Annotated in this window: 7 protein-coding genes; 2 read left to right on the forward strand and 5 right to left on the reverse strand. The window is 53.6% G+C overall.

The window, feature by feature from the left end; translation table 11 throughout:
• Positions 1–3: 3 nt before the first annotated feature.
• Positions 4–3297 (reverse strand): fused isobutyryl-CoA mutase/GTPase IcmF, encoded by a 3294-nt coding sequence (gene icmF, locus AC0LWF_RS22165; RefSeq protein WP_474653709.1) that lies wholly within the window; start codon positions 3295–3297, stop codon positions 4–6.
• Positions 3298–3420: 123 nt separating this feature from the next.
• A complete protein-coding gene (locus AC0LWF_RS22170; protein WP_474653710.1) occupies positions 3421–5025 on the reverse strand; it encodes a PAS domain-containing sensor histidine kinase in 1605 nt (534 codons plus the stop codon).
• Between the two features lie 451 nt (positions 5026–5476).
• Between AC0LWF_RS22170 and AC0LWF_RS22175 the strand changes: the two genes are divergently transcribed.
• The gene (locus AC0LWF_RS22175) at positions 5477–5767 is read left to right on the forward strand and encodes a hypothetical protein (RefSeq protein WP_474653711.1); all 291 of its coding nucleotides are present in this window, start codon (positions 5477–5479) and stop codon (positions 5765–5767) included.
• Positions 5768–5958: 191 nt separating this feature from the next.
• Here the strand turns inward: AC0LWF_RS22175 and AC0LWF_RS22180 are convergent, their stop codons facing one another.
• Positions 5959–6951 carry a phosphotransferase enzyme family protein gene (locus AC0LWF_RS22180; RefSeq protein ID WP_474653712.1) on the reverse strand — a complete coding sequence of 331 codons (993 nt, stop codon included), beginning with the start codon at positions 6949–6951 and terminating at the stop codon, positions 5959–5961.
• Positions 6952–7231: 280 nt separating this feature from the next.
• Between AC0LWF_RS22180 and AC0LWF_RS22185 the strand changes: the two genes are divergently transcribed.
• A complete protein-coding gene (locus AC0LWF_RS22185; RefSeq protein ID WP_474653713.1) occupies positions 7232–8029 on the forward strand; it encodes a class I SAM-dependent methyltransferase in 798 nt (265 codons plus the stop codon).
• 376 nt (positions 8030–8405) lie between these two features.
• Here the strand turns inward: AC0LWF_RS22185 and AC0LWF_RS22190 are convergent, their stop codons facing one another.
• A complete protein-coding gene (locus tag AC0LWF_RS22190) occupies positions 8406–10289 on the reverse strand; it encodes a DUF5107 domain-containing protein (protein WP_474653714.1) in 1884 nt (627 codons plus the stop codon).
• A complete protein-coding gene (locus tag AC0LWF_RS22195; protein WP_474653715.1) occupies positions 10283–12010 on the reverse strand; it encodes a DUF4091 domain-containing protein in 1728 nt (575 codons plus the stop codon). The genes AC0LWF_RS22190 and AC0LWF_RS22195 overlap by 7 nt, the downstream gene beginning before the upstream one ends.
• Position 12011 lies beyond the last annotated feature (1 nt).

The raw sequence follows: 12011 nt of genomic DNA on the forward strand, positions 1-12011 counted from the left end.
ATCTCAAATATTACGCCGGTACTGCCCGCCTACCTCATACAGCGCATTCGTAATCTGCCCGAGACTGGCGACCTTCACCGTCTCCATCAGCTCCGCGAACAGATTGCCGCCGCTTACCGCCGTTTGCTGCAGCCGCTTCAATGCTTCAGGCGCCTGCTGTTTATGCCGCTCCTGGAACTTAAGCAAATTCGCAATCTGCTGCTCCTTCTCGTCCTCCCTCGCTCTCGTCAGCTGCAGCTGCATCGTCTCTTCCTGCGGCGGATTCGGATTCAGGAACGTATTGACGCCGATGATCGGCAGCTCGCCGCTATGCTTCTTCATCTCGTAGACCATCGATTCATCCTGGATGCGCCCCCGCTGGTATTGAGATTCCATCGCCCCAAGCACGCCGCCTCGCACATGAAGCCGCTCGAACTCCAGCAGCACCGCCTCCTCCACGAGATCAGTCAGCTGCTCAATAAGGAAGGAGCCTTGCAGCAAATTCTCGCACCGCATCAGGCCAAGCTCCTTGTTAATGATGAGCTGAATCGCCATCGCCCGGCGGACAGCTTCCTCGGACGGCGTAGTCACCGCTTCGTCGTACGAGTTCGTATGGAGCGAATTACAATTGTCCATAATTGCCATCAGCGCTTGCATGGACGTGCGGATATCGTTGAAATCCACCTCCTGCGCGTGCAGCGACCGGCCTGATGTTTGGATATGATACTTCAGCTTCTGGCTGCGCTCGTCAGCTCCGTATTTGTCCCGCAGCACCACCGCCCAAATGCGCCGTGCCACTCGTCCGATGACCGCATACTCAGGGTCCAGCCCATTGCTGAAGAAGAACGACAGGTTCGGCGCGATTTCATTAATCGGCATCCCTCTACTCAAGTAATATTCCACATAAGTAAATCCATTGGCGAGGGTAAAAGCTAGCTGCGTAATCGGATTCGCCCCCGCTTCGGCAATATGGTAGCCAGAAATCGAGACCGAGTAATAATTGCGAATATTGTGATCGATAAAATAGCGCTGAATATCGCCCATCATCTGCAGCGCGAACGCCATCGAGAAGAGGCAAGTGTTCTGGCCCTGATCTTCCTTCAGCATGTCTGCCTGCACGGTGCCGCGAACGCTATGCAGCGTGGTCTGGCGAATTTGCACAAGCTCCTCTTCGGTGAGAGCTCTGCCAAGCTTCGCGGCAGCTGCATCATTCTGCTGCTCAATCGCCGTATTCAAAAACATCGCCAGAATGATCGGCGCCGGGCCATTTATCGTCATCGACACTGAAGTAGACGGATGACACAGATCGAAGCCGGCATAGAGCACTCGCATATCATCAAGCGTGCAGACGCTGACGCCGCTTTCGCCGATTTTGCCATAGATGTCGGGCCTATAAGCGGGGTCCTCGCCATACAGCGTCACGGAATCGAATGCTGTGCTGAGCCGCTTCGCCGTGTCATCCTTGGACAAGTAATGGAACCTGCGGTTCGTTCGCTCAGGCGTTCCTTCGCCGGCAAACTGCCGCTTCGGGTCCTCCTCCTTGCGCTTGAACGGGAACACGCCAGCGGTGTAAGGGAACTGACCGGGCACATTCTCCTTGTACATCCAGCTAACAAGATCGCCATCGTCGCGGTAAGCAGGCAGCGCGATCCGCGGGATATCAAGCCCCGAGAGGCTTCGCGAATACAGCTCTGCGACAATCGGCTTGCCGCGAACATGCGTCGTATAGGTCGCAGCGGCGTAAGACTGCGCCACGGAAGCCCCATCCTTCTGCAGCTTCCGCGTATGCGAGCTAAGCTTGCCGGCATACAATGCGTAGAGCTGCTCAAGTGCCTGCAACGCCGCCGCTTCGCCTTGAAGGCGCGCTGCCTCTATCGCACCTTCAAGGCGATAGCAGGCTGAGGCTGCTTCCGCCTGCTCATTCGCCATCTGCCGATACTGCCGCACCGTGGCAGCAATTTCGCTCAAATACCCGCTCCGATCATCGGGGATAATCGAGCGCTTCTGCGAAGCCTCCTGCCCGGCTTGAACGAATTCAAGCGGCAGGGCTGCCCAGCCTAAGCCGCACTTCTCGTTCAGCCTCGCAATGAGCGCAGCGAAGAACCGGTTCATGCCGGCGTCATTGAACTGGCTCGCGTTCGTGCCATATACCGGCATATCATGCCAGTCACGCTCGAACTGCCCGCGGCTGCGCTGCACCTGCTTCTTCACATCGCGCAGCGCATCCTCGGAGCCGCGCCGGTCGAATTTATTGATCACGAAGAGATCGCCATAGTCGATCATCTCGATCTTCTCCAGCTGGCTTGGCGCGCCATATTCGCTCGTCATGACATAAACGGATAAATCAGCAACGGCGGTAATCCCATTATCCGCCTGCCCGATGCCGCTCGTCTCGACGATGATGAGCTCATAGCCCGCCGCCTTCGCCGCGGCAATCGCATCCGCAAGCGCGCTCGAGAGCTCCGAGCGTGAGCCCCGCGTCGCGAACGACCGCATGAAGACGCGGTCCGCATACACCGCGTTCATTCGAATCCGGTCGCCGAGCAGCGCGCCGCCGGTCTTTTGCTTCGTCGGATCCACCGACAGAACGGCGATGCTGCGCTCCGGGTAATGCTGCAAGCAGCGGTGGACGAGCTCGTCGGTGAGCGAGCTTTTGCCTGCGCCGCCTGTACCCGTGATGCCGAGCACCGGTGCTGGTGTGCCTACAGCAGACTCCGACAGCTTGACGACTTGGGCGAACAACGCTTCCAGCTGCGCCTTCTCCTCGTTCGTCGTCCGCAGCTCCACCTTCTTCTCCGCAAGCGTCATAAACTTCGCCGTCGTGACGTTGTTTCTCGCTGCGAGCGCCTCCGGCTTGTGCTCGAAATCCGCTACCGTGCTGTAATCGCACGCCTGCACCATCACATCGATCATCCCTTGCAGCCCAAGCCTCCGCCCGTCATCTGGCGAAAAAATCCGTGAGACGCCATACTCGTGCAGCTCCTCCATCTCGGATGGAATGATGACGCCTCCGCCTCCGCCGAAGATGCGGATATGTCCTGCACCCAGCTCACGAAGCAGATCCACCATATATTTGAAGAATGCGACATGGCCGCCTTGATACGAAGATACCGCGATACCTTGCACATCTTCTTGGATAGCTGTTTGGACAATTTGCTGCACCGATCGGTTATGACCCAGATGGATGACCTCAGCGCCGCTTGCTTGCAATATCCGTCTCATTATCGTAATGGAAGCATCATGACCATCAAACAAAGCGGAAGCAGTGACAAAACGAATGTGATGAACAGGCACGTACCGACTGACCTCATCGCTCATACCGATCGCCTCCGAAGCTAACCTTGTTTGTTATCAATATGCTTTCGAGGCGGGCGTCATGTTGCTGTATAAACAAATAAGACCCCCGGCAGATGATGTCCGGGAGCCTGTTCTATAGTACCATTATGCGGCCGCACTATTGTTAAGCGGCAGAATAAGTTCAACCGTTGTGCCGAGACCAACGCTGCTCTCAATCCGAAGACAGCCTTCGTGAGCCTCCATAATCTGATGGCAGACCATTAGACCAAGCCCCGTACCTTTCTCCTTCGTCGTGTAGAAGGGCTCGCCAACCAATGTCAATCGTTCCTCTTCAATACCGCAGCCGTTATCCTTGATTCTGATCGCAACCTGCTGTTCGCTCACTTCCATCTGAATGACGATTTCGCCGCCGCTTGTCATCGCTTCAATCGCATTTTTGAGCACATTAATGAATACCTGCTTGAGCTGGTTCTGCTGGCAGTATAGGAGCGGAATATCCGGCGCTAGCTCGGCGTGAATCTGCACATCCCGAAGCGTAGCTTCCGTTTCGAGGATCGAGATGACGTCATCCATCATTTTGCGAATATCATTCATTTCAAAAACAACCGCCTGCGGCTTGGCAATAACCAGAAACTCGCTGACAATATCGTTGATCCGGTCGAGCTCCGACAGCATGATCTGGTAATAAGCTTGATCGATCTTCGTCTTATACAGCTGAACAAAGCCTCTTAATGACGTCAGCGGATTACGAATTTCATGCGCAACGCCTGCGGCAAGCTGTCCAACGACGGACAGCTTCTCGGATTTCAACAGCAGCTCTGCCGTCCTCTTCAGCTCTGTAACGTCTTTCGCAATGCCATAGACGCCTATCATTTGACCATTGACAATGATCGGGACCATCTTCAAGTTCACATCGACATGCGTCCCATCCTTATGGAGAATCGTAATTTCAATACTCGTGGACTCCCCTTGCAGAGACTGCTCGAATATCGCTTCTGTAGGTTGTTTATCTGGTTCATTAATAATTTGGCAAAAGGATTGCTGCAGCAGCTCGCCTTGCTGATAGCCGGTAATCTTCACAATCGCCGGATTAGCGCTGAGCATGTGGGCATTAAGGTCGAGTGAGAAAATGGCATCCGGATTATGATCCACCAGCGACTTGAGCGCCTGTTCATTCTCCGCCAGCTTGCGCTCAGAGCGCTTGCGTTCTGTAATATCCCGGCATAGCAGCTGCATCGCCGGCTTACCCATGTACATAATCGGTACAGAAGTAACCTCCACATCAATCGCTTGACCGTCTACGCGATGAAAAACTTGTTCCGTAGACATACCCGGTTCCGACGCACTACTCAACAAATAGTCGTAAGACACAAGGTGAGCAATCGGTCTGCCTATGAGCTGCTGTGGTTCCGCCGCTCCGAATACCTTTGCCCCGGCCGGATTAATAAACACGATAGCCCCTCCGCAATAAACCGCAATCGGTTCTGGAGAATGCTCGACAAGGATGCGATATCGCTCCTCGCTCTCGGTCAGATCCTTCTTTGCTCGTTTAACCCAGAAGTATAAAATAAACGCGGTAATAAATACGTAGAAAATCCCTTTGGTTGAATGAATCCGAATCACATCGGAGAGATGCAGCATCTCCATCACCTGATCGGACAGCAAAATCCAAATACCGCCGATAATGACATAAGAAAGCGCAATTCTGAGCGCCGTATTCGATTGATGTCCTTTTGGCTTATTAAGCATGATGTCTGATCTTCCTCAGCTTCGAATAATTTGTTGTACATCCGTTTTCCTGTCAAGTATACCATTTATCGGGTTCGATAAGCTTATAGTTTCTTTTACCAGCGGGCGTGGTTTTATGGGCATACTTCTGAGAAAATGTGAAGGAATGCAGGTCCAATGCAAAAGCTAAAAATATTGTTATTGCTCTTCCTGTTGCTGAACATACTCTCGGGAAACGTAACTTACGCGAATAATTCCACTCAAAATGTAGTTACCATATAATCTGGAATGGCAGACCATTGTTTCGTATGAATTAATTTGTTATGGTTTTGGATCACCTGATGAGAAGACATTTTATGAGCGTAGAACAAAATTCGGGACACGTTAGAAGCACATATTTTAGCAGCTTGTTGAATAAAATGGTATAAGACTTAGTTTAACCATTTCTATTCAAATCAGGAGGTTGATCGAATTGCTGAAAGCAGTTGATGTCAACTTAGACGCGGGCGAAATGGTGCTGAAATTGGAAAAGGATAGTGCTCCCAAGAAGATTGATTACAGCAAGCTTGAGCGGCTGGAAGTGGTGAAAGAGCCGGTGAGAAGGTTACTCAGAACCTTTGAGACAAAGGTTATCAAGCTTCATGTCAAAGGCTGGGAAGATACAGTCTCCATTGCTAGCAACAAGGTTGAAGATTATGATTACATCGAGCAATATTTAATCAAGATCGCTGAGAAATATGAAATAGCCGTCGAGCAATCCTAGTTTCAAAGATCGTAATTCTCAATAAAAAGAGAAGCCCGCTCCGCAAAGGAGTTGGCTTCTCTTTTTATTGACATGTAAATCTTATGGCCAAATAACAAGTTACTCATCCCACCGGGAAAGAAGGACATGATGGCAAAATTTAGGACGCTTATCATGACGCTTATATCATTCTCAATCATAGGATCGAATATTCAAAACCCTTCCCTCATCTGGCTGCACCAAGTCAGCACCCTCTGATGAAGTCCAATCAGCCAATCCGGGGCATTCGAGAGTTCGAGTCCTTCCATGCATCTCAACAGCCGTGCGAGGGAGTAGAGCTTCGAGAAGCGTCTGAATCCAGACAGCTGCCCTATGAAATCATCATCGGAATCGGAGTTCAGCGGTCTGAGTGCCTGGTACCCTTGTAGGAACCGCGTCCGAGCATGGATAGCTCCGGCTTCGTCTAGGTCATCCAGATCAGCAAGCGCTGCTGCAATGTCCATCGTGAACCAGTGGTACATCGCATCATCGAAGTCGATGACACTGTATGCCGCTCCCTCTCCCATATCGAACACATTATCAAGCTGAAAATCATAATGGATAAGTCCCGTATGTCCAGCGATGCTCGGCAGCGTCCGAAGCCATTGATCAACACGGCTGAGCTCGGCAATGGCTGCCTCCTCGTTCGGGTGACGCTCCAGCACATCTGAGATGAAGCGGAGCGTGTCCTCCCAGCTGCGCCTTGCTTTTGTCCCGAGAGGTGGCTGGTAGGCTTCCGAGAGCAGATGCAGCTGTGCCAGAGATTGGCCCCATCGCCCCAGCTGATCTTCTGTCACTCCACTCGCTTGTACACGGACCCCCGCAGCTTGTTCAAAAACAACACCATAATAGCGTCCCTGCTCCGAATCGATCGTTTCAACGAAGCGGCCATTCAGTGACAAGACAGGCGCAGCCGCAGCATATCCCCTCGCGATTAAGTATTGGATATAGTGAAGCTCTGCCTCGATATTCGTGATCGTGTTATCCGCCTCGTGAATGAAACGAAGCCAGAATGATCTACCGTCATCCGCTTCAAAACGATATATAAAATTGCTGCTCGCCCTCCAGAACTGGAGCGAATTCGCGTCGTGGTTCCAATTCATAATGAGCTGTTTCGCTGGCGCATCATCAACTGTCGCACGCCACATGTTCATAAGTAACATCATTGTCGCCTATTGGCCTCCCAGTGCCTAATGAGAGGTGGCGCTTGACGCTGTATTTCAAGCTTACGCTTCTTCGCGACCTCTCACCGGCTTATTGAAATGTTCGTACGTATGCAAACATCATCACTCCTTTTGTAAGAGATTGTAGTTGTGTTACTTTAGCCCCAGTACTTGGTTGCTAGTATCATTGTAGCCTGCGCAGGTAGATACTTCCATGAATTTGTTCCACTACGCGTCAGCTTATGGCATAGTTGAGTCATACCGAACAAGGGGGTTTTTACGAGTGGCTTCTTCGCAGCACACTATAAAAGACAGTTGGAACGAATGGGCTGAAACCTGGTACTTGCGCTATCGGACAGACGAGGCAATTGACAAAATCATCAACGATCCCGCGTCAGCCTTCCATCCTGTAACCTACTCGCTTATTCGAGAAGCCTTCCCTAGCCTACAGGGCAAAAGGGTCTGTGTTCCCTCAAGCGGTGACAATCATGCGGTGTATGCTTTTCATCTGCTCGGATCGCAGGTCACTTCCTGCGATATCTCGGAGAAGCAGATCGCGAATAGCGCAGCTATCGCCCGCAAGCATGGCTGGGAGATTGAATTTGTAGTGGAAGATACGATGCAGCTTGGCAGTGTGGCAGATGACAGCTATGATCTGGTATACACCTCTAATGGGGTTCATGTATGGATTCATGATTTGAACGCCATGTACAGGAACATTCATCGAATATTGAAGCCAAACGGATGCTCGGTTATGTTCGATGTTCATCCGTTCATGCGTCCATTCTCCGGTGAGGCGGGTACGCTTGCCGTCGTGAAGCCTTACGATGAGATCGGACCTCTCGGAGACGTTCCGACGTACAAATGGCGGGTACAGGATTTTGTGAATGCGATCGTATCATCCGGCTTCAGTGTAGCGCGAATGGAAGAGATGTATGCAGAGGACGGCTCGTTCTGGGTAGACGAATCGGACGACAATGCACCGCTACCGTCGCAAGCCGAGTTGGAGAGTTACTGCGACTGGAAGTCGAACCCGCTTGCGGCGCTGCCACAGTGGCTATCGATGCGCTTTGCGAAATAGTACAAAAAAGCGTGCATTTCGAGGTGAAATGCACGCAGATAGCGTTGTTGGGGTTCGTTAGCATTATGAAAAGGCGATTGCTCGCAAATAAGCGCAGTACGATTCATTAGCCTAATTTGAGCATAGTAGTGCTCGTGCTGAAAGCTCAAAGCTGCTTTAGCTGACGAGAGATCGATTTTGATACTCTCAGCGGATATTTCGCACATATTCGACTGCGAGAGATCGTATTTGGTACTCTCAGCACCTTAGAGCCTGCCTTTCCAGCTACTTTTGCTGACGAGAGATCGATCTTGGTACTCTCAGCAGCTATTTCACGCATATACGACTGCGAGAGATCGTATTTGGTACTTTCAGCAGCTTCGCCACCAAGCCGATGCTACTCCTGCTTCTGCTCCGACACGCGATACGCGCCGTAGACGGCAAGGTCATCCTCGCCGAGGCGTGCGAGCACGTCTTCGCTCGCACTGCTGACTGGCTTGCCAGCCTCTGCGGCAATTCGCTGCCATAGCTGCGAGCGGTCGTACCGCTGATGCACCTTGCCGAAGGCATGGTGATCAAGGATCGCTTTCGCTTCAGCGACGGCGCCGCGGTCCAGCAGGAAGCTCGCTCTCCGCTCGATCAGCGCGTCATCCTGCAGCGAATCGACTTGCGCGAACCATTGCTCGCGCTCCTCATGCGCTTCCGCTCCGAAATGCGCGAGCGTCACATCCCGCTCGAAGAACAGCTGCGGATGCAGGCTCCACGCTGCCGAGCGAATACGCGCGTATGCAGCGCGCGAGCCTGCGTAATCCTGCCTGCACGCGCGCAGCAGCCGACCGAGCAGCGCATAGCCGCAGTCCAGCTCGACCGTCGCAAGCGCAGCAATGGCCTCGCCCTGCGAGCCTCGCCCTGCCAGCCAGACGGCATAGTAATACCGCCACAGCTGCTCGCGCTCTCCGCGGGAGGCAGGAGCGGAGGCATCGCCACTGCCTGTGTCACCGCCTGCGTCTGTTCCTGCTCCCACATCGTCGCCGTCTCCACCTGACCCTGCTCTTGTCCCGTCGCCCTCATCCGCTCCCGCGCCTCCCGCTTCCGCGGCCCAGAGCAGCGCTTCGCCTAGCTGCTCCATACCGGACGGCGGCCAGACGCAATCCTCGGCCGCCGGCGGAGCCGCAAGCGCGCTAGCATCGCGGCTAGCGTATGCCGCCGCAAGCGCGAGCCACGGCGCCGTGCCGCTGCGCGGTACTGGGCCGAAGAGAGGAACCTCTTCGATTGGAATCAGCTGCGGCGCCGGCAGCTCAAGATCACGGATCTCCAGCGGCTCCGCGCTCGGGATCCAGAACTCCGTGTGCATATGCCGCGCACCTGGCTGCAGCTTGTTATTGTCCGCTTGTTCCAGCAGCGGACCTGCTTGAATTTCCACATAGCTCTCCCGGCGAATCGCCGTCGAATGCGCCCAATCCTCGTGCTTGCCGAGGCCGTACAGCCACAGCTTTATGCCCGGCGTCTCCGCTGGATCGGCAATATGGTACAAGCCGCTTCCGAGGCTTGGCGTGTACATGCCGAACGCATTGCAGTCGGCCGACTTCCAGAAGAAGCCCTGCATCCGGTCGAAGTCCGCCAGTTCATACCCACGCTCACGAGACCATTCGATCTCTTCAAGAATGTCCGCATGCCGCAGCACACGGCCCGCCGGAAAATGAAACTGCGAGTCTGCTCGCGCCGGGAGCGCCGCATTGGACCAAGACATCCAAGAATGCGCCTCCGAGGTCTTGTTCACGAAATTCGCCCGCTGCGTCAAATAACGGTCGTTCTCGCCAAGTGAATACTCGACCGTCCAATGCATGCCATAGCGCACTTCTCGCTCGCCGCACCAAATATAGAGACGGTCGCCGATTTGCCGTGCCTCCGCATGAACCGCCTCGATCTGCACAGGTGTATGCGCGATCGGGAAGCTCACCTCAATGCCGCCGCTGATGAACGCCATGCGCGGAAGAATCCGCACAGGCCGCACCGCGCCTGCGTCGAACAGAATCTCTTTGCTGTTCGCTTTCAGGAAGATAGAATGGATTTTGCCGCCTAGATCGGGACAGACCGTCACTTTCATCCATTCATTCTCGATTGCCATCATCCGAAATTTGCGCAGCACTGGGCGCTCCGCCGTCTCGCAGAAGCTCTCGTACGGATAAATCCCCTCGCCGTCGCAGACGGTCGGGACAGGACCGCACGGTATTACCGGATGATACAGCAGTGTCTCCTGCCAATCCGTCAGCTTCAGCATGGCAGACCACGACCTGGCATGTTATCTCGCTCCTGCTCCTGCTTAACAACGCACTCCGCAATCCGGCGATTCACCCGCTCGCGCATCGCAAGCATCCACGCACTGCCCCGCTCATACTGGCGGAACGTAATCGGCTCGCTCAAATCCTCTTCCAGAAGCGCAATCACTTCCTGCTTGCTCGTCAAGCTTTCGAGGAGACGAAGTGCCCGAACATCCTGCAGCGCTTCACGCAGCACCACCAGACGGATCGAATCAATCGGACCGTCCTCGCCCGGATAGACCAAGAATGCATCCCCAGACGGGAACGCCATGTCTGCATCCGTCACCTGATACGGATTAATCTCCCGCCGCGAACGCTGCGAGTACCAGTGATTATATCCCCAATGCAGGAAGCCTTGGATATCATATTTGTACATTTGAACACCGATGATCCGATTGCGCGCCGAAGGCATGTTGAAGAACCGATTCGATTCGTTATGCTTGTACTCGCAGCAGCAATAGTAGGCCCACAGATTATCCGCCTCATGTTCGATATACGTGTGAATATGCTCAGTCGAAACGACCGGATGCGTCAGCAGGCCGCGCTTGTAGAAATCATACTCAGACAGCGCATCGATAATAGGAAATTCGCCATTCAGTAACGTCCGAACTGTGTTGCTCGCGCTTGTATACGAATCCAGGCACCATGTACCCGGCTCATCCGACAGATGGAAATAACAGCTCTGTTCAAGGCCATGCGCCTTAATAAACTGGACCAGCTGCGGAATAAACTGCGTCAGAAACTCACGGTAAGCCTCGCCTGCAGCATCTGTTTCCCAACCGAAGATCTGCTGCTGTATTCCGTCACCATCCACTTCAGCGAAAATCTTCGGCGCATGCTTTGCCCCCCACTGCGTGAACAAATGAGAGAACTCAAAATGCTTCACGCCATTCCGCAGGCACACCTCGACAAAACGCTCCAGAAGTGAGAATTCGAACGAATACGTGCCGCCCGAGCGCTTCACGCCAACAAGCTGCACCGTCGGACGATACTTGCCATAATCGAGCTCAAGCGGCGGCGAGAAGAGCGGCGTCAGAATCATATTCATTCCGGACTCCACGTAATGCGCCACATACTTCTCAATAATCTCAAAGTGGGCTTCGGAGAACGTCTCCACCTTATACCAGCTAGCAAGACAGTCGAGGTAGAACCACTCGGTATGCACCAGCTGCTGCTCAGGCAGCTCAGCGCCGATAACCTCCAGCTGGAATAGGCCAGAGCCCAGAGCTTCCCCGCTCTCATCAGCAAAATAAATCTCCACAGGATAGACACCCGCCGGCGCTTCAACGGCAACCTGAACCGTCACCCATACGGACCGCCACTGATTCGGCAGCGCATGGACGACACCGCTTCCGGCCTCAACCGGATAAAGCGGATCTGGATACAAGCCCGGCGTCGTGCGAAGCAGATAGTCGTCTGGATCATTATAGTTAGGTAGCTCGGAAGGAGCGAGGCCAACGCTTCGGATCGTAATCTCACTCGAATCCGCCAACGCTGACTTCACGCTCACACGAATATTTTTCATATAGGATGCAGTGCGATAAGCCACCTGGAACGAATAAAACTCGCCTTTCAGCGCAGATCCGCTCTCACAAGCCCCCTCTTGCAGCTCCTCATCAGCGAACACCTTTACAAGCGAATGGAGACTTCTCGTTTCGAGTTTCAACTTTTGCTCTGACATT

The organism is Paenibacillus sp. sgz302114 (genome assembly GCF_056120345.1).